Source organism: Anaeromassilibacillus sp. SJQ-1, assembly GCF_046693725.1.
Taxonomy (GTDB): domain Bacteria; phylum Bacillota; class Clostridia; order Oscillospirales; family Acutalibacteraceae; genus Anaeromassilibacillus.
Genome location: NZ_JBKEIV010000005.1, coordinates 23701 through 47323 on the forward strand (window position 1 = coordinate 23701; position 23623 = coordinate 47323).

The 23623-nt window shown below is 52.3% G+C and carries 27 protein-coding genes and 2 pseudogenes; 19 read left to right on the forward strand and 10 right to left on the reverse strand.

The window, feature by feature from the left end:
• Window positions 1-321: 321 nt before the first annotated feature.
• The 3 genes from proB to ACGCCZ_RS01045 are packed head-to-tail and all read left to right on the forward strand — an operon-like array spanning window position 322 to window position 3416.
• Complete coding sequence (proB, locus tag ACGCCZ_RS01035; RefSeq protein ID WP_411655075.1) at window positions 322-1122, forward strand: glutamate 5-kinase; 801 nt, start codon at window positions 322-324, stop codon at window positions 1120-1122.
• Window positions 1123-1162: 40 nt separating this feature from the next.
• Window positions 1163-2407, forward strand: a complete 1245-nt coding sequence (locus tag ACGCCZ_RS01040) for a glutamate-5-semialdehyde dehydrogenase (RefSeq protein WP_411655087.1) — start codon at window positions 1163-1165, stop codon at window positions 2405-2407.
• 34 nt (window positions 2408-2441) lie between these two features.
• A complete protein-coding gene (locus ACGCCZ_RS01045; protein WP_054324802.1) occupies window positions 2442-3416 on the forward strand; it encodes a hypothetical protein in 975 nt (324 codons plus the stop codon).
• 162 nt (window positions 3417-3578) lie between these two features.
• Here ACGCCZ_RS01045 and ACGCCZ_RS01050 read toward each other — a convergent pair whose 3' ends face one another.
• The 3 genes from ACGCCZ_RS01050 to ACGCCZ_RS01060 all read right to left on the reverse strand — a co-directional run bounded on the left by ACGCCZ_RS01050 (window position 3579) and on the right by ACGCCZ_RS01060 (window position 5017).
• A complete protein-coding gene (locus tag ACGCCZ_RS01050; protein WP_054324801.1) occupies window positions 3579-4124 on the reverse strand; it encodes a hypothetical protein in 546 nt (181 codons plus the stop codon).
• A gap of 274 nt (window positions 4125-4398) precedes the next feature.
• Window positions 4399-4782 carry a hypothetical protein gene (locus ACGCCZ_RS01055; RefSeq protein WP_411655076.1) on the reverse strand — a complete coding sequence of 128 codons (384 nt, stop codon included), beginning with the start codon at window positions 4780-4782 and terminating at the stop codon, window positions 4399-4401.
• Window positions 4783-4837: 55 nt separating this feature from the next.
• Complete coding sequence (locus ACGCCZ_RS01060; protein WP_085534279.1) at window positions 4838-5017, reverse strand: hypothetical protein; 180 nt, start codon at window positions 5015-5017, stop codon at window positions 4838-4840.
• A 146-nt stretch (window positions 5018-5163) separates the two neighbouring features.
• Between ACGCCZ_RS01060 and ACGCCZ_RS01065 the strand changes: the two genes are divergently transcribed.
• The 3 genes from ACGCCZ_RS01065 (at window position 5164) to ACGCCZ_RS01075 (ending at window position 8591) form a co-directional block, all read left to right on the forward strand.
• The gene (locus tag ACGCCZ_RS01065) at window positions 5164-5631 is read left to right on the forward strand and encodes a YfcE family phosphodiesterase (protein ID WP_411655077.1); all 468 of its coding nucleotides are present in this window, start codon (window positions 5164-5166) and stop codon (window positions 5629-5631) included.
• 227 nt (window positions 5632-5858) lie between these two features.
• Entirely contained in the window at window positions 5859-7553 is a 1695-nt protein-coding gene (locus tag ACGCCZ_RS01070; protein ID WP_054324799.1) for a phospho-sugar mutase, read from the forward strand.
• A 111-nt stretch (window positions 7554-7664) separates the two neighbouring features.
• Window positions 7665-8591 carry a PEP phosphonomutase gene (locus tag ACGCCZ_RS01075; RefSeq protein ID WP_085534275.1) on the forward strand — a complete coding sequence of 309 codons (927 nt, stop codon included), beginning with the start codon at window positions 7665-7667 and terminating at the stop codon, window positions 8589-8591.
• Between the two features lie 227 nt (window positions 8592-8818).
• On the opposite strand, the gene ACGCCZ_RS01080 is transcribed toward ACGCCZ_RS01075, so the two are convergent.
• A complete protein-coding gene (locus tag ACGCCZ_RS01080) occupies window positions 8819-9148 on the reverse strand; it encodes a DUF2500 family protein (RefSeq protein WP_085534273.1) in 330 nt (109 codons plus the stop codon).
• A gap of 425 nt (window positions 9149-9573) precedes the next feature.
• On the opposite strand from ACGCCZ_RS01080, the gene ACGCCZ_RS01085 reads away from it, so the two are divergent.
• Complete coding sequence (locus ACGCCZ_RS01085) at window positions 9574-9993, forward strand: hypothetical protein (RefSeq protein ID WP_411655078.1); 420 nt, start codon at window positions 9574-9576, stop codon at window positions 9991-9993.
• Window positions 9994-10320: 327 nt separating this feature from the next.
• Here the strand turns inward: ACGCCZ_RS01085 and ACGCCZ_RS01090 are convergent, their stop codons facing one another.
• From ACGCCZ_RS01090 to ACGCCZ_RS01105, 4 genes are all read right to left on the reverse strand, one after another.
• Entirely contained in the window at window positions 10321-10878 is a 558-nt protein-coding gene (locus ACGCCZ_RS01090) for a hypothetical protein (protein ID WP_054324467.1), read from the reverse strand.
• Between the two features lie 109 nt (window positions 10879-10987).
• Complete coding sequence (locus tag ACGCCZ_RS01095) at window positions 10988-11608, reverse strand: hypothetical protein (protein WP_054324468.1); 621 nt, start codon at window positions 11606-11608, stop codon at window positions 10988-10990.
• Window positions 11609-11621: 13 nt separating this feature from the next.
• A complete protein-coding gene (locus ACGCCZ_RS01100) occupies window positions 11622-11846 on the reverse strand; it encodes a matrixin family metalloprotease (protein ID WP_082402257.1) in 225 nt (74 codons plus the stop codon).
• Complete coding sequence (locus ACGCCZ_RS01105) at window positions 11810-13024, reverse strand: CARDB domain-containing protein (RefSeq protein WP_411655079.1); 1215 nt, start codon at window positions 13022-13024, stop codon at window positions 11810-11812. Before ACGCCZ_RS01105 ends, ACGCCZ_RS01100 begins: the two co-directional genes overlap by 37 nt.
• Before the next feature lie 449 nt (window positions 13025-13473).
• On the opposite strand from ACGCCZ_RS01105, the gene ACGCCZ_RS01110 reads away from it, so the two are divergent.
• The 6 genes and pseudogenes from ACGCCZ_RS01110 to ACGCCZ_RS01135 all read left to right on the forward strand — a co-directional run bounded on the left by ACGCCZ_RS01110 (window position 13474) and on the right by ACGCCZ_RS01135 (window position 18468).
• Entirely contained in the window at window positions 13474-14058 is a 585-nt protein-coding gene (locus ACGCCZ_RS01110; RefSeq protein WP_411655080.1) for a hypothetical protein, read from the forward strand.
• Window positions 13983-14825: a hypothetical protein gene (locus ACGCCZ_RS01115; RefSeq protein WP_411655081.1), complete on the forward strand. Its 843-nt coding sequence runs from the start codon at window positions 13983-13985 to the stop codon at window positions 14823-14825. Before ACGCCZ_RS01110 ends, ACGCCZ_RS01115 begins: the two co-directional genes overlap by 76 nt.
• Window positions 14826-15011: 186 nt before the next feature.
• Window positions 15012-15335: a cyclic-di-AMP receptor gene (locus ACGCCZ_RS01120; protein ID WP_085534260.1), complete on the forward strand. Its 324-nt coding sequence runs from the start codon at window positions 15012-15014 to the stop codon at window positions 15333-15335.
• Window positions 15332-16210 (forward strand): ATP-binding protein, encoded by an 879-nt coding sequence (locus ACGCCZ_RS01125; RefSeq protein WP_054324471.1) that lies wholly within the window; start codon window positions 15332-15334, stop codon window positions 16208-16210. Before ACGCCZ_RS01120 ends, ACGCCZ_RS01125 begins: the two co-directional genes overlap by 4 nt.
• A 62-nt stretch (window positions 16211-16272) precedes the next feature.
• Window positions 16273-17145: pseudogene (locus ACGCCZ_RS01130) on the forward strand (PSP1 domain-containing protein); the annotation flags it as partial.
• A gap of 987 nt (window positions 17146-18132) precedes the next feature.
• A complete protein-coding gene (locus tag ACGCCZ_RS01135; protein WP_082402251.1) occupies window positions 18133-18468 on the forward strand; it encodes a hypothetical protein in 336 nt (111 codons plus the stop codon).
• 217 nt (window positions 18469-18685) lie between these two features.
• On the opposite strand, the gene ACGCCZ_RS01140 is transcribed toward ACGCCZ_RS01135, so the two are convergent.
• On the reverse strand, window positions 18686-18988 hold the full coding sequence (locus ACGCCZ_RS01140; RefSeq protein WP_411655082.1) for a hypothetical protein: 303 nt from the start codon (window positions 18986-18988) through the stop codon (window positions 18686-18688).
• Window positions 18989-19062: 74 nt separating this feature from the next.
• On the opposite strand from ACGCCZ_RS01140, the gene ACGCCZ_RS01145 reads away from it, so the two are divergent.
• The 6 genes and pseudogenes from ACGCCZ_RS01145 (at window position 19063) to ACGCCZ_RS01170 (ending at window position 22807) form a co-directional block, all read left to right on the forward strand.
• A complete protein-coding gene (locus ACGCCZ_RS01145; RefSeq protein WP_054324474.1) occupies window positions 19063-19233 on the forward strand; it encodes a DUF362 domain-containing protein in 171 nt (56 codons plus the stop codon).
• Window positions 19234-19470: 237 nt separating this feature from the next.
• Window positions 19471-20130 (forward strand): tRNA1(Val) (adenine(37)-N6)-methyltransferase, encoded by a 660-nt coding sequence (locus ACGCCZ_RS01150; protein WP_411655083.1) that lies wholly within the window; start codon window positions 19471-19473, stop codon window positions 20128-20130.
• Window positions 20127-20985: pseudogene (gene rsmI / locus ACGCCZ_RS01155) on the forward strand (16S rRNA (cytidine(1402)-2'-O)-methyltransferase). Before ACGCCZ_RS01150 ends, rsmI begins: the two are co-directional and overlap by 4 nt.
• The gene (locus ACGCCZ_RS01160) at window positions 20966-21391 is read left to right on the forward strand and encodes a hypothetical protein (protein ID WP_411655084.1); all 426 of its coding nucleotides are present in this window, start codon (window positions 20966-20968) and stop codon (window positions 21389-21391) included. Before rsmI ends, ACGCCZ_RS01160 begins: the two are co-directional and overlap by 20 nt.
• A 190-nt stretch (window positions 21392-21581) precedes the next feature.
• Complete coding sequence (gene rbr, locus ACGCCZ_RS01165) at window positions 21582-22121, forward strand: rubrerythrin (protein ID WP_054324477.1); 540 nt, start codon at window positions 21582-21584, stop codon at window positions 22119-22121.
• Window positions 22122-22480: 359 nt separating this feature from the next.
• A complete protein-coding gene (locus tag ACGCCZ_RS01170; protein WP_054324479.1) occupies window positions 22481-22807 on the forward strand; it encodes a helix-turn-helix domain-containing protein in 327 nt (108 codons plus the stop codon).
• A gap of 445 nt (window positions 22808-23252) precedes the next feature.
• Here ACGCCZ_RS01170 and ACGCCZ_RS01175 read toward each other — a convergent pair.
• Window positions 23253-23623 (reverse strand): YdcF family protein (locus ACGCCZ_RS01175; RefSeq protein ID WP_411655085.1); only part of this gene is annotated, 371 nt, incomplete at its 5' end.

A 23623-nucleotide genomic window follows, 5' to 3' on the forward strand; every position in this document is an offset into this window, starting at 1 on the left:
ATTTTGATGGAATTGTAAATTTTTTAACCAGGATACCAACCGGTTACAACTTGTTCCTCGATTGTCATAGGATGATGTTAAAATTGCATTAGGATTTTGGGTAAAACAGGCACCCGTGTCGAAATCTGGCTTTATTCTTGTCAACGGACATGGTATAATAATCTCACGCCGTTCAAAGGAATAAGGGCTATTGCCCGTGATGTGGCTCTACAATTGGGAAGAGAATAGACGCTTCCCGTTGCCGGATCTGAATCGGATGAAACGACGGCACGACTGGTATAAATCCACGGGAAAACTTGAGGGAAAAGAGGACAGAATCGTATGTCGGCAATCACACAGGCAAAGCGAGTGGTCATCAAGGTAGGGACCTCTACCCTGACTTATGAAAATGGAAAGATCAATTTACGGCGAATGGAATCCCTGTGTAAGGTACTCAGCGACCTGCAAAACTCCGGTAGGGAGATCATTCTGGTGACTTCCGGAGCGATCGGCGTTGGGGTTGGAAAGTTGGGTTTGACAGAACGCCCACAGGAGACGGAAAAAAAACAAGCCCTTGCTGCTGTCGGGCAGTGTGAGCTGATGTTCATGTACGACAAGTTTTTCGGAGAACACAACCGCACGGTGGCCCAAGTGCTACTGACCGGGGATGTTGTTTCCAATCCGCATAGCAAGCAAAATGTTGTCAATACATTCCAGGAACTGATTGGGATGCAGATCATCCCGGTTGTCAATGAGAATGATACCGTCGCAGTGGACGAGTTGGTCGGCATGCAAATCGGTGACAACGATACGCTCTCGGCGATTGTGGCCAAATTGACCGACGCGGATTTATTGGTGATTTTGACCGACATTGACGGTCTGTATGATGCGAACCCGCGTGCGGACTCCAATGCGAAACGAATTCCGTTTGTGCGGGAGGTCACGCCGGAGGTTGTTGCATTGGCGGGTGGGACAGGTTCCAACCGGGGCACAGGAGGAATGCGGACCAAGGTGAGCGCAGCTGCCATCGCCAATGAGGCGGGTATTTGCTGTTGTGTGATGAGCGGAGCGAACCCGAAAAACCTGTACCATCTTTTCGATGGCGAGCAGATTGGGACAGTTTTCGGCACAGGAAAACAGTAAAATAAAATTGGGCTTCGTCCCGGAAAAAGAGGTGGACTGGATGACCATTTTGGAGCAAATGGGGCAAAAGGCAAAAGAGGCATCGCGGGCTCTGGCAGTGGCCGGAGCAAAAAAAGATGCAGCTCTTATGAAAATGGCGGATGCCATCGAAGCACATGAGGCAGAAATTCTCGCGGCAAATGAAAAGGATCTCTGCACGGCACGTGAAAGCGGGATGCGTGAAAGCCTGTTGGACCGGCTGGCGCTCTCATCAGCGCGCATCACGGGGATGGCGCAAGGCGTGCGTGGGGTGGCCGCCCAGGAAGATCCGGTTGGGCAGGTTGTAAACGGATTTGTCCGCCCCAATGGACTACAAATTCAGCGCGTGCGGGTACCCCTCGGGGTGATCGGGATCATCTATGAGGCCCGGCCCAACGTGACAGCGGATGCGGCAGCCCTCTGTCTAAAGGCGGGCAATGCTGTGATTCTGCGCGGAGGAAAAGAGGCAATTCATTCGAACACCGCGGTGGCAGAAGTGATGCGAAACGCAGTGGAAGATGCGGGATTGCCCGCGGATTGTATCCAACTGGTACAGGATACCACGCGCGCGTCTTCTATCGAGATGATGGGGTTGACCGATTATCTTGACGTTTTGATCCCGCGCGGCGGCGCGGGGCTGATTCGTTCCGTAGTGGAAAATTCCCATGTGCCGGTGATTCAGACCGGCGTGGGCAATTGCCATGTCTTTGTAGACGCGTCCGCAGACATCGATATGGCAGTCAACATTATATTTAACGCAAAGACTTCCCGCCCGTCGGTCTGCAATGCGATGGAGAAACTGTTCGTCCATAGGGATATTGCCGAGAAAGCGTTGCCTGCCATTAAGGCGCGTCTGGACGAGAAGAAAGTGGAACTGCGCGGTTGCAAACGGACATGTGAAATTTTGGGGGATGCTGTACTTCCTGCGCAGGAGGAGGATTGGAGCTGTGAGTACCTTGACTACATCCTGGCGGTCAAGGTGGTGGATTCCTTTGAAGATGCCCTCGTACACATTGCCCGATACTCATCCGGACACAGCGACGCGATCATCACCAATGACTATACGAATGCCCGTGCGTTTACAGAGCGGGTGGATTCAGCGGCGGTCTATGTCAATGCTTCGACCCGCTTTACAGATGGCGGTGAGTTCGGTTGTGGCGCCGAGATCGGGATTTCTACCCAAAAATTGCATGCCCGCGGTCCGATGGGAGTGCGGGAGTTGACCTCCACCAAGTTTATCATCACAGGGGATGGTCAAATCCGATAAGTACATAAAACAGGCGATTATACGGAGAGGATTCATGAATAATAAACTGGAAAATCGAAAAAACCGGGCGCGAAAGAACCCAAAACCGGAAGGGGTATCAACCGAGGGGACGGAGCAGGAAAAGCTACCTGCAGCGGGAAAACGGCGCAGGGAAAAGATTGCCGACTTTACGGCCGATTACCGCGAAGCCTTTACAGAACGGCCGACGGTTTCTCCGACAGAGGACGATGCGACGGAGATCGATGATTTCTATCCGGATGCGGACGAGGATGACGCATTGTTGACAAAATGGGCGCCCGAGCCGGAGGAAGAGAACACGATTCCTTCGGTGCCAGAACAGCCTGTACGCCGGAAGGGGCGCAGGCGGTATGGGGTTGCAGTGGGCGCTTTGGTTCTTCTGCTGGCGCTGGTGGGCGTGGTATTTATCGCCGGGACCATTGGCAACCGTATTTACACCACGATGACGGACGATTCCCAGTTGCGCGAGTATGACACGTTCCTGACGCCAGTGGTTATGCAGGACCCCGCCCCATTCGAATCCATCGAGGAAGCGGACGAAGATTTCATTCTGAACGCATCCCTGTGGAAAACCATTACGGCGAACAACGGGACAAACTATACCGAGTACGATGAGGCTGGCCGCGCGTTGGTTCCTCTGGGGGATGTAGTGGATGCCTGCCGGGAACTATTCGGCCCCGATTGCCAATTACAGCCCAAAACTCCGGCGGAAGAGACTTTTTTTGAGTACGATTCGGTTCAAAATGAATTCCATGTGGCACTGTACAGCTCTGACAGCAGCTATACCCCTTATACGGAGAGCGAAAACAAAAACGGTGGAAAGGTCCATCTGCGCGTGGGTTATGTATCCCCAAGCGACGAATGGCGAAATCAGACCAGTAGTACCATCGAGGGACCTACGCCTACCAAGTATATGGAGTACGAGTTGACTTTGGACTCCTCCACACAGCAATACTATATCTCAGCAATCCGGTCGTTGGAAGAGGAATGAGTGCACGAAAGAGGGCGTCCCAAAAGTCATGAAATGACGGAAGGATACCCTCTTTTTTTAGAAACGCAGATGTTTTTCCAAACAGAAAGAGGATGCCCCTTTCCTATGAATCCAAAGATTCGTAGTTTGGGGACACCCTCTGGCGGTTGCCATGACGCAAGGTCACAGTGCAATATACAGAAGTGCAAACAGCAGACCGGGATCAGATTTTTCCTCACTGAGAATTAAAATCAGAGCAAGAAGGAGCGTCCGGTCGCTTTCCCGAAACAGCATTTGAAAGATGTCGGTCACAGGATTGGCCGGCCGCACCATGGCTGGCGGGATGGAGGCCGTCTGCTGTGGCCGGGGAACCTGCGCCGGGTGCTGGCCGGCATTCGCGGTTTCTCGTCCAGAAGGGGCCGGTTCTGAAGCCGTGTGAGGATTGGAAGAATCTGGCTGTGTGTGTGGCGTAGATTCTGTATGCGACGCCGACCCTTGACGCGGCGTAGGGTGTTGGCTGTGTGAATTTGTTGCTTCCCGCCGCTCTACAGAACCATTGCGGGCAGGCGGGGAAGGCTGCCGCTGTTGCACTTGTTGGGGATGCGTATCGCTGCGGCGCGGTTCCGGCTGTGTGCCGGATTGGTACTGCATAGCGCGCGCCTGCATTTCGCGAACACGGCGGATGGCATCCTGTTGCATCCGGTTCATCTCGCTGTCGTTGATCGCCATCTCACCACCTCCAAAGGACGCGCGTCGTCGTTCCACAGGGGTTTGCACAGTGTGCAAAAACGATGGCCTGTGGACGATCGGAATACATGGGGTTCAATAATTGCATATTGGCCGCTCGACAGCATTTGGGCCAGCCGGTTTTCCACAGGTTACAGAGGGCACGTATTTGGTAGGTTAGGTTTGGGTGCAGGACAAACCGACGGGAAAAAGACGCACATAAAGCGCTTTTTGGTCCAGAGCCCCAGACCGTCCAGAAATCGGGGAAAACCGGTTGCTAGAGAATACCTTGGCTGCGCAGAATGGGCAACATGCGCATGAGCTGTAGAATTTTGGTTGCCTGGTCCAGTTTTGTCTGGCGTTCGTCACTGAGCATAGGCCGCAATGCGTGTAGAAATCGGGTGCTGTCGTCCTCCTGATTCATACTGGAGAGCAGCGGCGCGAGTTTCATAACGGTTTGAAGCATATCGCCGTCCAATCCCAAACCTGCAAGCGGGTTTCCCTGTGCGGGCGGTTGCGGCGCGGCGGGCGGTTGCGGGGGCGGGGCGCTCTGTGGCTGCGCTTCCGGCGTATCTCCCTGCGGCGCGCCGAACTGGCTGAGAAGGCTCGCTATGGCTGGATTTTGCAGCAGTTCGCTGATCTTTCCGGTTAAGTCATCCATCGCGGTACCTCCTTTCTGGATGGGCCGTACGGCTTGCGCGGGAATTCCGGGCGGTTCAGCCCTTACCGGTCAGTTTTTTCAGGAGCTCCTGCGCTTGTGGGGTGCTCAGCACGCGGTTGGTTGCTTCCTTGTCGTTTAAGATCTGGTTTAGTTTTGCTGTGTCAGCGGGGCTGAGGCTTTTTAATAGATTGTTGAGCATGTTGGCCTGCTCAGCATTTGGCGGATTGACTGCCATCGTTCGACCACTCCTTTTTTGATGACATGCGGATATTGTTTGATTGGTCATCAATAATATATGTCGGTATAAGATAGTATATGAAAGAAATCGGAATGCGGTTCGGCATGTCCGGGAATATCTTACAGGGAAGGGAAAGAATTTATATGCGAATCTTAGTAGTATCGGACACCCATAGGGACCAGTATTCACTGGAACAAGCGGTGCTCCGCCAGCCGAAGGCCGAGGTGGTCATTCATCTGGGCGACGGCGCGGACGAAGCAGAAATGGTTAAAGCAAAATTTCCCGAGAAAACGTTTTTACAGGTTCGTGGCAACTGTGATTGGGGGTGTGACCTGCCGGTTGAGGGAGAGATCACTTTGGAGGGAAAGAAACTTTTTTATACGCATGGGCATGCGTATAATGTAAAATACGGATTGTATAATATTTGCTGTGCAGCCCGAGAAAAAAAGGCAGACATCGTGCTGTTTGGACATACGCATCAGGCCTTAGCAGAATATGACGAGGGCCTGTATATTTTGAATCCGGGAAGCCTGCACGGAAGCTTGGGAACGTACGGGATCATCGACATTACCCCTGCGGGGATTGTGACAAATATTATCCCGATTGGATGAAGGGTTATAATATTGAAAGGAAAAGAGCTTGTTTAAATGGGACGATTGGTTTCAATCGGTCCCTGTACGAGAGGGCCTTTTGGGGATATTTCATCAAGGACAATCTCTGACAGTATGCTGGTTGACAGCGGCAAAAACACATGGTACTCTATACGTAGAAACCAATAAATCCCCCGCGGGAGCGGGAAACATAGATAGAGCTTTACAAAATGAAAGGGGATTATAGGATGAGTGAATACGAAAGATGGCTGGCCCAGAAGTTGGATGACCCCGATTTGACGGCGGAGCTTGAGGCGATCCGCGACCAGCCGGAAGAGATCAACGACCGGTTCTATTGCAACCTGGATTTCGGTACGGCGGGCTTGCGCGGTGTGATCGGCGCGGGCACCAACCGCATGAACGTCTATATTGTGCGCAAGGCCACCCAGGGCCTCGCGGATTACCTGAATGCGCATGTGCGCAATGCAAATGTGGCGATCGCCTATGACAGCCGTATCAAGTCCGATGTGTTTGCGAAGGAGACAGCGGCGGTTTTGGCGGCAAACGGCATTCATGCCCACATTTATCCGTGGCTTTCCCCAGTGCCGACCCTCTCTTTTGCCACGCGCTATCTGAAGTGCGATGCGGGTGTGTGCGTCACAGCGAGCCATAACCCCGCAAAATACAATGGATATAAGGTCTACGGCAGCGATGGCTGCCAGATCACCAGCGAAATGGCCAAGGAAGTTTCCGATGCGATTGCCAAGACGGATGTCTTTGAAGGCGTAAAACGCATGAGCTTTGAGGACGGCGTAAAGGAAGGCCGTATCAGCTATATTAAAGATGAGGTCATCAATGCCTTCTTGCAGGAGGTGTTAAACCAGAGCGTCATCCCGGAGCCCTGCAAAGGATTGAAAGTGGTCTATACCCCGTTGAACGGTTCCGGCCGCGTCTGCGTGACGCGCATCCTCGACATGATCGGCGTGGACGACGTGACCGTCGTACCGGAGCAGGAGATGCCGGACGGCCATTTCACCACCTGCCCGTTCCCGAATCCAGAGGTCAAAGAGGCCCTGCAGAAGGGCTTGGAGCTCTCGGAGAAGGTACAGGCCGACCTGTTGGTTGCAACCGACCCGGACTGCGACCGCTGCGGCATCGCCGTCAACCAGAACGGCGAATATGTGCTGATGAGCGGCAATGAGGTGGGCGTGCTTCTTCTCGACTTCATTGCACAGGCGCGCATCAAAAACGGGAAGATGCCCAAGGACCCGGTGGCTGTCACCACGATCGTCAGCACGGACATGGCGGACGCGGTGGCCAAATCCTACGGCATTGAAATGCGCCGCGTACTGACAGGCTTCAAATATATCGGGGACCAGATTGCTTCTTTGGAGGCGGCGGGACATCCGGAGCGCTATATCTTCGGCTTTGAAGAGAGCTATGGCTACCTCTCCGGCGGTTATGTGCGCGACAAGGACGCGGTGGACGCGAGCATGCTGATTTGCCAGATGGCATACTACTACAAGCAGCAGGGCAAGACTTTGGTCGACGCGATGAACGAGCTGTATGCAAAGCACGGCTATTATAAGAACGGCCTGCTGAACTTCGCCTTTGAGGGAGAGGACGGCATGAAGACTATGAACCGCATCATGGACACCCTGCGCGCCAATGCGCCAGCGGAAATCGCGGGCTATCGGGTCTCCGGCTGGTCCGATTACGAGGCGAGCAAGCGCTATGACGGCGGCGCGGAGAGCGAAATCTCCCTGCCGAAATCCAATGTGCTGGAATACCGGCTGGAAAACGGCAGCAAGGTGATTGTCCGTCCGTCCGGCACGGAGCCGAAGATCAAGATCTATCTGTCTGCCAAGGGCGCAGACCAGGCGGCATCAGAAGAGGTTGTCGGAAAGCTGGAAGCGGCGATCAAGCCGTTGCTCGGCATTTGATCTCGGATGTTCTAGGATTTGCCACTCGATTGTAAAAGCGGAACAGATAAAGAATATAAAAGAAGGAGGCGGATGGGGACATCCGCCTCCTGTTGTTAGGAGGAATTAAGCATGTTAAAACGGCTTTTGGATTGTAATACCACCGATCTGGAGACCATGAATAAAGACCAGATTTTAAAGTCGATTGCCATGAGCGAGGGCCGCATACTGGCGTGTGAAACAATCGGCGCAGTACAGCCCATGTTGGGAAACATCACCAACGCGGAGTTCGTCTGTGCCATGGGTGCGGACGTGGTCATTCTGAACATGTTCGATGTGATCGAGCCCCAAATTTGGGGTCTCCCGAAGGTTGAACCGAAGGATACCATCCGGGAAATCAAGCGTTTGACGGGCCGCTTGGTTGCGGTCAACTTGGAACCGGCGGAACAGTCCTTTTCGGCGGGCTCGGATGAGGACATCTGGAGTTTGACAAACGGCCGCAAAGCCAGCCTGCAAAATGCGAAGACGGCTGCCGCCATGGGGGCGGATATGCTCGTCTTGACGGGGAATCCGGGGATCGGTGTCCAAAACAAAGCGATCACAGAATCCCTTGCAGCCATTGCGCCGGAACTGGGGGACAAGGTAATTCTGGTTGCGGGCAAGATGCACGCATCGGGCATCCTGTCTGAAGCGGGGCGCGGGATCATCACCCGCGAAGATATTTCCGAATTCGCCGACGCGGGCGCCGATGTGATCCTTCTGCCCGCGCCGGGGACTGTGCCGGGCGTGACCATGGAATATATCCGAGAGCTTGTCAGCTATGCGCATTCCCTGGGCTTGTTGACGCTCACCGCGGTGGGGACGTCCCAGGAGGGCGCGGACCAGCAGACCATCCGGCAGATTGCCCTCATGTGCAAGATGACCGGCACCGATATGCATCATCTGGGCGACGCGGGCTATATCGGCATGGCGCTGCCGGAGAATATCATGGCCTATTCCTCTGCAATCAAGGGAATTCGCCACACTTACCGCCGCATGGCGCGCTCGATCAACCGGTAAGAATCAAATAGAGGCGGCGGACCAAAGCGCTGTCTCTGCTTTCGCAAATACAGGAAATGAGATCTCGACCGCTCAATAAGAATTCTGACTCCTATTTAGAAGCTCTTGGGAAACCTGTGGGCCTGTTTCGTAGACGGCGAACAAGAAAAAATGGTTTCTTCGGGAAATCTTCCAGGGTATATACGATGCGAGGAAAAGAGTCGGTTGCGCTCTATGCGGGCGCCCGCTTACGCCGCGCGCGTGAATCCGACCACCCGGCCGTCCCGGTAGGAAAGAGTACCCTGGTCACCCACCTGTAAATCCGTATAGAGCGCTTGCCCGGCAAACAGGGAACGGGTTTCCCCGCCGATGGAGAACAGGATGATATAGTCCGTTTTTACATCCGAGGCGCGCGCTGTATGGGTGAGGCCGGAGGGGGCGGTGTTTTTTTCGATGACCACAGCCTGTGCGCGTTTGAGGTTCCGGCGGTTGTTATGTACAACCATGACAAACGAGAGGACGCTGAAAAGGGCGACGGTTCCCCATAAAATGCAAACAAAGATTCCGAATGGATTCATGGATTCCCCTCCTGAGGACGTCTGACGTTTTTACCGCATGTGGCGGCAGTTTTATGACGATGGGACATTGAAAAAAGCGGGACAGGTTCCACAACAGAACGGCGGCGGTGTAACCCCCGTTGGCCGCCGGTTGTACAAACGAAAATAGGCGTTGTTGTTTTTGGCTCAAAATTTTCTTTTGTTCATTAACAACGAAGAATTTTGACGAAAAGGGACACATGTGATAAATTCTTACGCACAATGTCCATCGTCCCGTATTCCCATTTATATTGAAAAAAGGGCTGCGTCATGTCTCGACGCAGATCCCCGGTCAGAATGCGGACGCACAGCGTCTTTCGCGGACCTCCGGTCGGGGCGCACCTACGGTGAGAGCTATATGGGCAGACGGCTGGGGATTTTGCTTTCTGCTCGGGAGGGGAAGTCCTGTGGAGAGAAAACAGATGTTTTGCAAGAAGGGACGGCATTCCGTATTGCGAGCGGACCTCCGGTCGGGACGCACCTACGGTGAGGTCTATATGGGCAGACGGCTGGGGATTTTGCTTTCTGCTCGGGAGGGGAAGTCCTATGGGAGAAAACAGATGTTTTGCAAGAAGGGACGGCATTCCGTATTGCGAGTGGACCTCCGGTCGGGACGCACCTACGGTGAGGGCTATATGGGCAGACGGCTGGGAATTTTGCTTTCTGCTCGGAAGGGAAAGTCCTATGGGAGAAAACAGATGTTTTGCAAGAAGGGACGGCATTCCGTATTGCGAGCGGACCTCCGGTCGGGACGCGCCTACGGCGAGGACTATATGGGCAGACGGCTGGGGATTTTGCTTTCTTGCCCGGAAGCGGAAATCCTGTGAAAGCAGGCGGACCATGTAAAGAGAAGGAGCGGCCCGTCATATGGGCGGATAGGCCGCTTTTCAGTTGACAGGAATGCGATTGCATGAAAGCGCTATCGCCTTTCTCTGTTAGGCCGGGCGTTGGATTTAATAATGAAAATAGCGCTCCTGGCGGGAAAACCGTCCGGAAGCGCTGTCCAGATGTGCTTTTTTGATATGCAACTCTTGTAGTCTGTACTTGGATTGCGGGGCGGGAGTTCCGAAAGACTGTCGGAAAGGCGGGCGGCATTTGCTAGAAAGCCGCGGCTGTTTCCTCATGAATCATTTGAAATGGGGATAGCCCTATTTTTACTGATTCCAGGAATAATAATAGATGGCGTTATCCTGCAAATCGACCATCCCCACGACGATGTTTTGAAACAAGGGGATATCTTGGTCAAAATGCGCATGGTTCAGCACGGCCCCAGGCTGTTTATACCACGAGGAAAGGATGCAGTAGAAGCCCTGCCGGTTCCCGTTCTCGCCAAAGATGTTCCTTGCCAGTTCTTTGCCGGGGAGCGAACCGATGGCCTGTACCCGTTGCCGCAAGGACTGCGCAACGTCCTCCGGCAGCGGGAGGGGCGACCAGCGCGCCATAGCGCCCTGGGAGAGGAAAGCGTCCAGTTCGCCGGGTGGGAGCGAAAAGGCATAAAGCCGGTATCCGTCGCCCATAGCGCCATAGGTATCCTCCTCGAACAGAACCTCCGTGTGATCTGGCAAGGCCAGGCCAAAGCTGTCCGAGAAGAAGGAGTAGGGGGTCTCTTCCGGCCGGGTCGTTAGGAAGATGGCTATTGCCGCAACGATCAACAGAACGAACCCCAAAAGAATTTTAGGATGTGCAAAACATCCGGTTTTGTTGAGCTTCATAGGTGTAACCCCATCATGGTTTTTGCCTTTGCAGATCGAGTCCTGGTGGCCCTAAAAGAAAGCCTCTTATGTGTTCTCTTCCCAGTTATTCGAAAGAATGGCCTTTCCTTTAAACATCATACCGCTCCAGTGCGGACTGATACCATGCGGCATACTGCTCTTCACCATGGGCACTCAGATGTTCAGGGAGGACGAGTTCGCCGTCTTCAGGGACAGCAAAGCTGGCGCACCAGGGATGTGTCTCAGAAAATGCTCCGCTCCATGGTCGGCCAACGTCCGCTGCGTGATTTCCTGGACAAATAAAAAGGATGTACTCCCGCCCTTGTATAATGGGCTGGTGCCCAAAATAGGAGACAACGGACGGGTTTCCAAGAGAATCCTCTTGGATAAAGTAGCCTTCTATAAAGGGGATGGTGTCCCCCGCTTTTAAGTCTCCTTTGAAGGACTCCGTGATGGTGAGGGTGGAGTGCGTAAATCCCGTTGTTGATCCGTACTCCGGATCATCCTCAATGGGCAGGTAATTTTTCGCATCCGATAGAACGCCTTTTACAATATAGGGAGACCGCTCTACAAGGCTCGCAAAGGTTTCTGGTTCGTTTACGATAAAACCTTCGATCGAATGGAACGGCAAGCTTTGGATATCCATTTCCTCAGCATGAACGCTGGGAATTACGACCATTGCCGTCAACAGAACGGCCATACACAGGGAGATAAAAAGCTTTTTCATCATGTTGATTCCCCTCCTATTCATAGATCGCCTGAAGAGACTCGATGTCGTGGTCGAGGATGACGTAAGCGGCCGTAGCTGTAGTTGGCTGCATGACGGCTGTCTCCGTACAAGACGGATGTTTTAGACCAAGCGCATGACCAAATTCGTGGATAATTGTCTGGGCCTGGATTGCAGAGCTGTAATTTAGAATGGCGTTGGAGTTTAAGGAAACGGTTGCACGTACAATAGAATCTCCCAGTTTCCATTCATGCTATCATCGTCGCCTTCTAAGACTTGGCCGTTTTCGTCCATGGTCATTGCATATCCTAGAGCTTGATAACCTCCAGGAGTAATGATAGAGCCGCACGTCATTCGAATGTCCATCCCCAGGTCCTCGTCCGTGTCCGATACCTCGATGTCCCCAAAGGATACGCCGTCCGCAACATCGTTCCATGATTCAATCTGGGAGACAATCCCATCCATGCTGAGACGGAAATCTTCTTTGTCAACCAGGCTTTTTACTTTGTCGAGGATTTGCACGGAGATGCCGTCTGCGTTTTTCCACTTTCCACCAAAGCTATTGGAAAAGGAGAGCACCTGGAACGTTCTTGACAGCTCGTTGTCGTCCGGATCGATGTCGGCGCTCGTATGCTGCGGGTCCACGGACATACCAAGAGAAGCTTGTCCGGAATTTTGAAATTTTGCTTTCACAGAGAAGTTTAAAACCTTTCTTGCGGGAATGCTGACCCTCGCGGCTGCGCCAAGGTCTTTTCCATTTAAAAGGAACCGGACGGGAATATCCACCGCATCCAAGTTCCCCAGGTTTGCGACGCTCACTTCATATTCGTGGTTGACTCTGGGTTCCACGCTGCTGGGCCCGTTAATGGCATAGGCCCTTACGGAAACGGCGTCCGCCCATTGAAAATCTTTGGAGACCGTGTTGTTCGCGGTGTTGGTCTCTGTCACACCGCTGGGCAGCCAGGCGTCTACCAACAACGTGTGCGTACCGCCAATGCGGTTCTTAAAGTTTAATTTCAGAGTAGCAGTTGTATTTGGCGCCAATGTGACCTGAACGGTTTTGGTGGTCAGAATTTGCGCATCTAAGTAAACCGCATAAGAAAAGCTGGAGATCGTCGTGGAACCGAGATTTTGAATCGTGACCGCAATCGGTACATCTACCATGTTGGGAAATGGCTCTGTATGATTGGTGGCGCGTGGATTGGATACAGCCAGATCGGTTCCTGTTGCCCTTTGCGAAAGAAGGGCGGCTGTCTCCGGAACGGTTTCTTCCAACACCTCAATCCCCATTTCTTCGATTTCCGGAAGAGGTTCTTCGAAATCTTCAGGAAGCTCTTCTTCCGTCATGGTGGATGCAGGAATCTGGATCTCGTTCGGCCTGGCCAGCTGAAAAGGTGAGGCCCGTATCTGTTTCATCATGGGAGTCAATTGTTTTTTCAGAGGTGGTTTCCAAGGGTTCTTGGATAGATTCGTGTTCTGCGCCGGCCTGTCCTGTGAAACAGTCGATGCAGGCGATACACAGAATACAAGCTAAGATTCTTTTCTTTACTTGTGTTTTTATAAAAATTTCCCTTCCTTGCTTTCCAAAATCGTTGCGTTATAAGGTTAAATGGTATATTGGAATCTCCTCCCTAAAATGAATCTTTTGATTTATCCTTTAAGGTTTGAAGGCATAGAAATATAAATGAACCTATAAATCCTAAACTATAATAATATAAAAATAGTTTCTAATAATTCATAACGATTCGATAATCCCAAAGTGGACGACTTTTTAAAATGATTTAAAAATAATTATAGAGAAAATATATTGTATAATTTGTCAAATATACATAAAATTCTTAACAATACGCAAAGAAAGGACCCATCCCATGTCTGAAACACCTCTTTACACCGCGTTGATGGAACACCGCGCCCTGCACCGCGCGGCCTTCCATACACCCGGACATAAAAACAATCCAGCTGCATTGCCGGACGACCTTTTAACGCTCGATTTTACAGAATTGCCGGATACCGACAGCCTTTTTGAGGCCGAAGGGCCCATTCTGCGCGCGGAGCAGGCTGCATCGCGGCTCTTTGGTACAAAGCGCACGTTGTTCTCCGCAGGGGGGTGTTCCCTTTGTATTCAGGCCATGCTGCGCCTGGCCGCGCCAAACGGGGGGAAGATCCTGTGTGGGCGTGTGGTGCACCGCTCCGCGGTGAACGCCATGGCACTGTTGGGCCTGGAACCCGTCTGGGCTCTTCCAGAGGAACTCGCGGATGCGGCTGCCTTGCATCCCGATGCGCGGGCGGTCTACGTGACCAGTCCCAATTATTACGGGGAGTTGACAGACATCCCCGCGCTTTCCGCGGCGTGCCGGGAGCGGGGAATCCCCTGCTCGTGGACAATGCCCACGGCGCGCACCTCTTCTTCACGGAGCCCGTCCTGCATCCAATTGCACTGGGGGCCTCCATGACCGCCTGTTCGGCGCACAAGACGCTCAATGTCTTGACCGGCGGCGCCTGGTTGAACATTGCGGACGAACGATTTGTTCGTGACGCAAAGAATGCAATGGCCCTGTTTGGTTCGACCAGCCCGTCCTATCCGATCATGGCCTCATTGGACTGGTGCCGGGCATGGCTGGAAGAGCATGGCCGGGCGGAGTTTTGTCATTTACAGGCCCGTGTCCGCGAACTTAAAAAGCAGGCGGAGAAATCCGGGCTACATGTTCCTGGAATGGGTTGGTGGGAAGATCCGCGCCGCTGGGACCCAACGCGCATTACGTTGGACGCTTCCTCCGTGGAATTGTCCGGGCTGGAGGCGGCGGAGATCCTCCGGCATGCGGGCTGTGAGCCGGAATATGCGGATAGCCAGTTTGTTGTGTTGATTGTTACGCCATTTAACAGGGAGCGGGACTTTGAACGGTTGGAAATCGGGATTCGCCTGTTGGCAGACCGCGAGGCGAGGAAGGCGGTTCCGCTTCCTAGGGGGCTGGAGAGGAAGCCTGTTCCCCATACGATCGGGATACCGCCCCTCCCTCCTGCGCGGATTTCTCTTCGGGAGGCCGTATTGGCCCCGTCCGAATGGATTTATCTGGAAGAAAGCGCTGGGAGGATTGCAGCAGAACCGGCATGTCCGTGCCCACCGGGGGTGCCCGTTGTAATGCCGGGAGAGGAAATTACAAAAGACGCGATGGACTTTTTGCGCGCCTATGGCTTTTCATCCATAAAAGTGCTAAAATAAGAAAGAAACTTTCTGCATACTTAGGTACAGAAAGGATTCACTTGCCCACAGTGGGCGATTGGCATGCATTTTGAAACCGCAAGGTTCAGAAGCGGTCAAAGAGAACATATCGGCAGAGTTTTAGGAATAACCTTGCCACATGGGCCGCCCGTTTGGGTTGGCCAAGAATCAACGGAGGGATTTTCGATGAAACTGGTACTTGCAATTGTGAGTAAGGATGATAGCAGCATGGTCTCTTCTGCGTTGACACAGGAGGGATTCTCTGTCACAAAATTAGCGACTACAGGCGGTTTTTTGATGGCTGGCAATACGACGTTTATCTCCGGTGTGGAGGACGATCAAGTCGAGAAGGTCATCGACATCATCCGGAAACAGAGCAGCAGGCGTACACAGATTGTACCCAGCACCTCCACGATGGATGCAGGGCTGTACACCTCTGTGCCGATTGAAGTTACAGTCGGCGGCGCGACCATCTTCGTGCTCGACGTGGATCGCTTTGAAAAGGTATGAATTTTGAAGGAATTAGCTGTAGTGAGGGGGTCAAGCAAAGCCTTTCGCGGGCTTTTGCGGAATCCCGCCTACCGCATGCGATGATCTTGGAGGGCCCGGCAGGCTCTGGAAAGGCGGAACTGGCGCGGTGGATCGCCAAAGCAGCGGTGTGTACGGGGGAAGGGGAACGGCCCTGTGGGCGCTGTTCCGGCTGCATGAAGGCAGCGGCAGGTGCCCACCCGGACATTACCATTGCAGGCGGTGGAACAGCAGCGCGCTCTTTCCATGTGGACACGGTGCGGCAAATCCGTTCCGACGCCTATATTAAGCCCAATGAAGCGCCGCTTCGCGTATTCCTTTTGGAAGGAGCGGAGGCGATGTCGGAGCAGGCGCAGAATGCCCTTTTGAAAGTGTTTGAAGAGCCGCCGGAACGGGTAATGTTTATTCTGACCGTGACTTCAGCGGTAAAGCTCCTGCCAACGGTGCGTTCGCGTGCGCAGATCTTCACTTTGGAAGGGGAGGAACAGCCGTCCGATACTGACTTGGCGCTTACTGCGGCGATTTCCCAGGCAATTCCGGCCTCGGGGGAAGTCATGCTATTGGAGCTGACTGCACCGCTGATAAAAGATAAGGAGCGGTTTCGCCGTGTTTTGCAGCAGCTTGCTTTGTTGTTCCGCGATGCGTGTGTTTTGCGCGCCGGCGGGACTTCATGTCTTTCGCACCAACCAGAGGACGCCGAAGCGTTGGCGCATGCATTGACACGCGGCCAGTTGATGCGTCTTTTGGAATATGTTCAGGGCGCGCAGAAGGCACAGAACCAGAATGCCAACGCAGCACTGTTGGTGACGACATTTTGCGCCCGTATACGAACCGCCGCCCACGGGCGAAATGTATAAAAATTGGGCATCCTAATTCGGAAAAGAAAGCCATCGGTCCCGCGATGGTTGGGAGGTTGTATATGGCTGAAGTAATTGGCGTTCGTTTTAAAAACATGGGTAAGGTGTATTACTTTGACCCGGAAGAGTACGAAATAAAAATCGGTGACAATGTGATCGTCGAGACCGCACGCGGCGTGGAGTGCGGCGAGGTTGCAATGGAGCGCAGGGAGATTGCGGAGGAGGATATTGTCCAACCGCTGAAAAAACTCATCCGGCTTGCAACGAAGGACGATATGAAAAAAGTGGCGGAAAACTCCATCAAGGAGAAGACCGCTTTTGACATCTGTGTCAAGAAAATTGCCGCACATAAATTGGAGATGAAGCTGGTCGATGTGGAATACACATTTGACAACAGCAAAATCTTGTTTTACTTTACAGCGGACGGGCGTGTGGATTTCCGAGAACTCGTCAAAGACTTGGCGTCTGTTTTCCGAACCCGCATTGAATTGCGGCAAATCGGTGTGCGCGATGAAGCCAAAATGCTGGGAGGGCTTGGAATTTGCGGCAGGCCATTCTGCTGCTCCTCTTTTTTAAGCGGATTCCAGCCCGTGTCCATCAAGATGGCAAAGGAACAGGGCCTGTCGCTCAACCCTGTGAAGATTTCCGGTACTTGCGGGCGGCTGATGTGTTGTCTGAAATATGAGCAGGAGGCGTATGCGGATCTTTTGCGCCGTACGCCGTCGGTGAACTCTGTGGTAATGACCCCGGCGGGCAAGGGCGTGGTAGTGGACCAAAATATTATCACGGGCAACTTGCAGGTTCGTTTGGATTCCGCTCCAGAGGCTGCGCCACAGACTTTCCAGGTGAAACAGGTTAAACTGTTGCGTGGAAAGGGCGGCGTGGAAAAGAAGGAGCCAGAAGCGGATATAGAGGACGATGAGGAGGTTCTCGATGTGGAAGGCCTCCTGGATCTGGAGGAGGAAAAGCCGGAAAAATCCGAGCAAAAGGAACGCACGGCGGATCGGCGGCCACCGCGGGACCCAAATACGGTGGCACGCCGGGAGCAGTCGCCGAAGGACCGTGAAAAACGTCCCGCGCAGCAGAACAACCGGACAACCGAGCGCCGTGAACGTCCGCAAAAGAAGGAAGGGCGTCCGCAGCGCGCGGCAGGAGAAGCTTCGAAGTCCGTGAGTGAGGGGCGTCCTTCACAGCAGGGGCGCAGTGGTAATGAGCACCCAACCGGCGCGCCGAAAGGAATGCATCGGGCGTCTCGTGGAGGACAACCGCGGGAGCACCGCCCAGTTGAGCCTCCAAAGCCCCTTGTAGCAGAGGCCCCGGAAAGGGCGAAAGAGGCCGAATCGAGTACGGACAAACCATCTGAATAATTGTGAAGGGCTGCATTGCTGGATACTCTGCAAGGCGGCCCTTTTGATTCCTCTCGATCGGAGAAGGCGGTTGTGCTTAGGGGATGAAAGGACCGCAGGGGTCTAAGCTTTTGGGACAAAGGCTTGTTTGCGTCCGAGGAGACAGGCATCGTTTTAGCCCAACGGTCTTATTTTCAAAGGGAATCCAAAGGAGAAAAAGGTTTGAGGCTGTATAAATGGAGTATGGTCTCGAAGAAGGCCCACACAATCAATTCCCTGAAAATCGCAGGCGTGCTTAACATCTAAGCGGTAGATGGAACAGTCGCCAGACCATCTTGGGGTGGAAAAGCCGTGGCTGCTGCTTCTACAGCAGCTGGATGTGTGGAAGGACGGCAGCATGTATTTGGAATGGGGGACAGTAAGGGACCATCCATATTGCACTCGTTTCCATCCGCGTGCTCAGGAGTGTACCTGTTTCCTCAAGATGATTCGAACAATTACAGTATTGTTGCGCCCGAGGCACTACGTTGCAGCATTTTTTGCACCTCGCAGCGCGACAGAAAGAAATGGTTATATATGAAAAGAAAATGGTGGATTTGGCTGTTGGCTTCCGTCTTTGTTATGATCGTGCTGCCTGGATGTGTGGCCGCTTTTGCCCCTAGCGATGCGGGACTGTTTTTTGGAATCCTGTTGTTGTTTGCCGTCAATCCGGCGTATTCGGCGGTGGCAGGCACTTTTGCGGGAGGAAACATTTCGAAAATGTGGGGATTTCCAGCCGCGAATGCCATTCTGTTTTTATTTGGCGCGTGGTGCTTTTTTGACATGGGAGATCCGGCCTTTTGGGGATATGCGGCAATCTATTTGATGATCGGAATGGCTTCCATGCTGATTCGTAGAAAAGTACATCTATAAGAGAAAGGGTGAAAATAAGAGACGAACCGGCAAGAGGTTCTCGGAAAACAGAAGGAAGCTTTCGGCGACGCCTTGTAAGCAAAACTCTACACCAGCAGACGTACACTTCGGTTTTATATCGAAAGAAATGACATTCTATTTTAAGTGTCATTTTTTAAACGCTGTATTTCTCTTTATAAGTCGATAGATGGGGCTCTTTCATTTGTTGTAATTTTCTTTATTTTTCTTTCGCTGTTTTACTGATAGATACTGTACTTATGCGAATATACTCCATTGCCTGTCTTTTTTCGATAAAAAAACGCAAGGGATGCTTTCCGAGAAGGTTGTCGGAGGTTCCACCCCTTGGCGCCATTTGAAATGGACAAATGAGGAGAAGCCGGTGGAGTTGGATTGTGCCAGAGAGTAAGGAGGTACGCCTTTTTTCTCCCGGTTTTGCTATTTCAGCGGTAATTGTTTCTTCACAGAAGTTCTCTGGAATATCGACAAAGTAGCCGATGGAAGCCAATGAAAATTTTCCCAAACCACCAATAAACTGTTGCTTTTTTGGTATTCTGTGTTAAAATAGGCTTGTAAAACTTAATGGAGGTGTTACCTTTGGCATACGCAATTAGTGATGAGTGCATTTCCTGTGGCGCATGTGCTGCGGGCTGCCCTGTTAACGCGATCTCTGAGGGAGACGGCAAGTTTGTGATCGATCCCGACACCTGCACCGAGTGTGGCGCATGTGCAGAAGTTTGCCCAGTTGGCGCTCCTGCTCAGGCATAATTCATTCGTCAGAAAGCTGAAAGGCGAAGCGTCCAATGCGCTTCGCCTTTTTTGCGTTTTGAACAAGATGCCGCTTGCTTTGAAGGAAGCGGGACGAATCTTGTTATATATTTTTTGAAATCAGAAAGGAGGGCCTCCCTTGGCCAATACCTCTCCCCACTGGGAACCTCTTTCTTCTAAAGTCTCTGTGCTCGTCTCTTCTACGCATCGATTTAATACAGATACGGTTTTGCTTGCGTGGTTTTCTGCACCGAAAGAGGAGAAATCTGTGCAGATTTCGGTACGGGTTGCGGTGCCATTCCGTTGATCTGGTGTGCAAAGGCGCAGTCCGGAGAAGGCTTTATGCCCGAAAAAATTTATGGGGTTGAGATACAGAGCGATGCTTGCGAGCTGGCGTCGCAATCCGTGGAAAGAAATCAGTTGAAAGATACCATTTGTATCGTACATCATGATATAAAAGCGTTACCCTATTTACATCCGCCCCGCGGGCTTGATCTGGTCGCCTGCAATCCTCCTTATAAACCGGAGGGTACAGGGATCAAAAATCCCCAAGAGGGCCTTTCGATTGCGCGGCATGAGGGAACCTGTACCTTTGCAGAAATTGCTGCCGCGGCTGCATATCAGTTGCGGTGGGGTGGGCGTTTTTGTTTCTGTTTACGCCCAGAACGGCTCGCCGGCGCCATGGAAGACCTTCGACATGCAGGATTGGAGCCGAAACGGCTGTGTTTTGTGCAGCAGCGGCCGGACAAGGCCCCGTTTTTGTTCCTGCTGCAGGCCGTGCGTGGCGGAAGGCCCAGCCTTCGCGTGGAGCCGGTGCTCTTGGTGGAGGATGGCACAGGTGGTTTCTCTTCGAAGATGTTGCAGATTTACGGTTCTTATAAGGAGGGACATGTATGACGGGAACACTCTATGTTGTCGGCACACCGATTGGAAATCTATCGGATTTTTCCCCACGCGCCATAGAAACGTTGGCAACAGTAGACTTTATCGCGGCAGAAGACACGCGCGTCACGCTGAAGTTACTGAACCACTTCGGCGTAAAAAAGCCCCTGGTCAGTTACTTCGAGCACAATAAGCGCGACCACGGGGAGAAGATTCTGGCCCGGTTAGAGGCAGGCGAGAGTTGTGCCCTGGTGTCAGACGCAGGAATGCCCGCCATTTCCGACCCTGGGGAATTGTTAGTGGCCCAGTGTGCCGAACGGGGAATACCGGTCCTTGTGGTGCCGGGGCCCAGTGCAGTCGTTTCTGCGCTGGCAATCTCCGGGCTTCCGACGGGGCGGTTTACCTTTGAAGGCTTTTTGAGCGTCAATAAAAAGAGCCGTCGGGACCATCTGGAGGAGGTCAAAACAGAGCGCCGCACCATGGTTTTCTACGAAGCGCCACACAAGCTTTACGCAACCCTTCGGGACATGCTGGACGTTTGGGGGGACCGGCGTATTGCGATTGTTCGGGAACTGACCAAAATTCATGAGGAAGTCGTACGGACAACCCTGGCGAAAGCTGTGAAGCGCAGCAAGGATGATCCGTTTAAGGGAGAAATCGTGCTTGTGATCGAGGGGGCCTCAGCACCAGAGGCAGCAATCTATACCTTGGAAGAGGCGGTGGCGCTGGCTCAAGAAACTGGAGCAAGGTTTGACACCATCCGAGGCAGCAAAACAGGCGGCAGGAGAGAGCGGTCTGGCCAAGCGCGACATCTATCGCGCCATTCTGCATCAAGGAGAAAGCAAGGGATATGGAGATCATGAAGGTTGAGCAGCGCAAAGATGCCTTTATGCCGCTGTTCTTATTGGCGGACCCCAGCAAGGATATGGTGGGGAAATATCTGGACCAGGGCGATTTGTTTGTACTCTATGCGGATGGTGTGGCAGCTTGTGTGGCCGTGGTGGTGGAGTATGGACCGGATGCATGTGAGTTGAAAAATCTGGCCACAGCTGAGCCTTTGCAAAGACGCGGTTATGCAGGGCAAATGCTTCAGTTCCTTTTTCTACTTACGCGCAGCGATATCGAACGATGTATGTCGGCACTTCGATGCAGATGCTCCCATATTACCGACGATTTGGATTTGTCCCTTCCCATAAGGTTGCAAATTTTTTTGTGGATTTCTATCCGGAACCTATTTACGAGAATGGAATTCAATGTGTGGATATGGAATATTTGAAAAGATCTCTTTGAATATATGTTTTTTCTCTAAAATTCGACTGGATTTTCCGATTGATTCTATGGAAATGTCCATGTATAATAGATGGTAAGAGATGGCAGACTATCTATGTCCCGAGTTTTATTGCAATCAGGCCCGCGTATGGAACGGGGCTGAAATATATTGGGTACTTAGACAGGAGGAAAAAACGATGGAGTTAAAAGGTAGCAGAACAGAAGCAAATTTGATGGCAGCATTTGCGGGAGAATCGCAGGCTCGCAACAAGTACACGTTCTATGCGTCCAAGGCGAGAAAAGAGGGGTACGAGCAGATTGCAGCAATTTTTGAGGAGACTGCACGCAACGAGAAGGAGCATGCAGAGCTGTGGTTTAAAGCCCTGCACGACGGCGGAATTGGTACAACGCTGGAGAATCTGGAGGATGCAGCGACCGGCGAAAATTATGAGTGGACTGAAATGTATAAGAACTTCGCAGACGTCGCTGAAGAAGAGGGATTCACTGCATTGGCTGCACAGATGCGCCTGGTGGCAGGCATCGAGAAAGCGCATGAAGAGCGCTATCGGAAGCTTGCACAGAACATCAAGGAGGACATTGTATTCAAGGCTGGTGAGGAGACGGTATGGGTTTGCCGCAATTGTGGTTATATTCACATCGGGAAGTCGGCCCCCGCGGTTTGCCCGGCGTGTAAACATCCACAAGCCTATTTTGAGCGCCGTGCGGTCAACTATTGATCGCTTGTATACAAAAGAAAGCCGCCCCATGCTATTTAGCATGGGGCGGCTTTTGCAATCAGGAAAAAATGAAAATACCGCTTGTGGATGCGCGAATATACATAAGATTCCTGGACTGAGAGCTACATAGAATACCCGCTGTGGGGACGAAAATCCGGAAGAGAATCCTTGCCTCTTTTTCGATGTGGGCAGCGGCTCTCAGGCGCGGCCCAGGCCATCCCTGCTCCATCTTTTCCTCTGCAACCATAAACGTATCACAGTTTGACAAGTTTGTCAATTTTTAGAAGCGCTTCTTTATGTATTTTGCAAATATTATTTGACATAGATATACTACAATTACATCGAAGGTGTGATGTGTAGTGTATGACTTTGGCCTAAGGCTCAGGCAACTGCGGGAAAAACAGAATTTATCGCAATCGCAGGTGGCCCAAAGGCTGGGGATAACTAGAGCTGCAATATCCAGTTACGAAAACAACATTTCTTTTCCTTCGGTCAATGTGCTCGCAGAGCTGGCCCTGCTGTATCGCGTTTCTGCTGATTACCTGCTAGGCCTGGACAACCGGACTACCATTGTGTTGGAGGGCCTGACACCGCGCCAAAGCGCAGTGATTCAGGAGGTCATGGATACACTCGTCACAGAGTTTAAGCTGTCCAACCGGGAACTCTCTATCAAAAAACGGTCATAAAATGAAAAAGCCTGCGGTGGAATCCCATTCCTAGGCTCGGGAGGATTCCGCCGCATGCGCCACAGGGCCCGACTGGAACACCGGACGAGAACGGTCACCCGTTGTTGCCGAATGTTTTCCTCTCCAGTCGGACCCAAATCGCTGCTTTCACCGGCGCGAAAGCCCCGCGCGGAAGGGCCTTGGGCGGGCGCTTTATATACCCTGGTTTCATTCCAAGGCTTTCAGCGCATGCGGATAAAAGCGCATTTATTTTATCGCGGTCTGCTTTTATGCGCAAGATGCGGCAAAATTTGTGGCAAATTAAGGGAAATAAATCATACGAATTTTACTGGATTGTGGCAGAATATGTTCCTTTTTATAAGAGATGATAGGTGAATAATATTCACATTAAATGTAGATTTTCATACAGGAAAAAGTTCATAATTATGCAGCAAAAGCCGTGTTTTTATGAAAGCCAAGGGAACAGATAAAATTTTGTCAGTGCAAGCAATTCGCGGCCGTAGCTGGCGGATAGAATATACCAGGGCGTTTTTGCCGGTACGGCGTATGCGGTTACCCTGTGTTCCTGCGCAATCTGTAGTGCGCGGAACATATGATAGCGCTCAGTGACAATGATGATAGTTGGGTTAAGCGATTGCGATTTGAGAATCTCACAGGTATATGCTAAATTTTCCTTTGTGTTGGTGCTTTGATCTTCCCAAGTAGACGCGCTCAGAAGAGATGCCGCGCTGTTCCAAGCCGCTGCGAATGGCCTCGGCTTCAGACCGCCATTCTTTTGCACCCAGTCCACCGCTGGCCACTGCAACGGTATCCGGA

Excerpts from the sequence above, each read along its gene's own strand:
- ACGCCZ_RS01105 (WP_411655079.1), bottom strand. The coding sequence starts at position 13,024 with ATGATGAAACAGATACGGGCCTCACCTTTTCAGCTGGCCAGGCCGAAC.
- ACGCCZ_RS01120 (WP_085534260.1), top strand. The coding sequence starts at position 15,012 with ATGAAACTGGTACTTGCAATTGTGAGTAAGGATGATAGCAGCATGGTC.
- ACGCCZ_RS01060 (WP_085534279.1), bottom strand. The coding sequence starts at position 5,017 with ATGGCAGTCAATCCGCCAAATGCTGAGCAGGCCAACATGCTCAACAAT.
- ACGCCZ_RS01045 (WP_054324802.1), top strand. The coding sequence starts at position 2,442 with ATGAATAATAAACTGGAAAATCGAAAAAACCGGGCGCGAAAGAACCCA.
- ACGCCZ_RS01110 (WP_411655080.1), top strand. The coding sequence starts at position 13,474 with ATGTCTGAAACACCTCTTTACACCGCGTTGATGGAACACCGCGCCCTG.
- ACGCCZ_RS01095 (WP_054324468.1), bottom strand. The coding sequence starts at position 11,608 with ATGATGAAAAAGCTTTTTATCTCCCTGTGTATGGCCGTTCTGTTGACG.
- ACGCCZ_RS01070 (WP_054324799.1), top strand. The coding sequence starts at position 5,859 with ATGAGTGAATACGAAAGATGGCTGGCCCAGAAGTTGGATGACCCCGAT.
- ACGCCZ_RS01050 (WP_054324801.1), bottom strand. The coding sequence starts at position 4,124 with ATGGCGATCAACGACAGCGAGATGAACCGGATGCAACAGGATGCCATC.
- ACGCCZ_RS01065 (WP_411655077.1), top strand. The coding sequence starts at position 5,164 with ATGCGAATCTTAGTAGTATCGGACACCCATAGGGACCAGTATTCACTG.
- rbr (WP_054324477.1), top strand. The coding sequence starts at position 21,582 with ATGGAGTTAAAAGGTAGCAGAACAGAAGCAAATTTGATGGCAGCATTT.
- ACGCCZ_RS01160 (WP_411655084.1), top strand. The coding sequence starts at position 20,966 with ATGGAGATCATGAAGGTTGAGCAGCGCAAAGATGCCTTTATGCCGCTG.
- ACGCCZ_RS01135 (WP_082402251.1), top strand. The coding sequence starts at position 18,133 with ATGAAAAGAAAATGGTGGATTTGGCTGTTGGCTTCCGTCTTTGTTATG.
- ACGCCZ_RS01080 (WP_085534273.1), bottom strand. The coding sequence starts at position 9,148 with ATGAATCCATTCGGAATCTTTGTTTGCATTTTATGGGGAACCGTCGCC.
- ACGCCZ_RS01055 (WP_411655076.1), bottom strand. The coding sequence starts at position 4,782 with ATGGATGACTTAACCGGAAAGATCAGCGAACTGCTGCAAAATCCAGCC.
- proB (WP_411655075.1), top strand. The coding sequence starts at position 322 with ATGTCGGCAATCACACAGGCAAAGCGAGTGGTCATCAAGGTAGGGACC.
- ACGCCZ_RS01075 (WP_085534275.1), top strand. The coding sequence starts at position 7,665 with ATGTTAAAACGGCTTTTGGATTGTAATACCACCGATCTGGAGACCATG.
- ACGCCZ_RS01040 (WP_411655087.1), top strand. The coding sequence starts at position 1,163 with ATGACCATTTTGGAGCAAATGGGGCAAAAGGCAAAAGAGGCATCGCGG.
- ACGCCZ_RS01125 (WP_054324471.1), top strand. The coding sequence starts at position 15,332 with ATGAATTTTGAAGGAATTAGCTGTAGTGAGGGGGTCAAGCAAAGCCTT.
- ACGCCZ_RS01090 (WP_054324467.1), bottom strand. The coding sequence starts at position 10,878 with ATGAAGCTCAACAAAACCGGATGTTTTGCACATCCTAAAATTCTTTTG.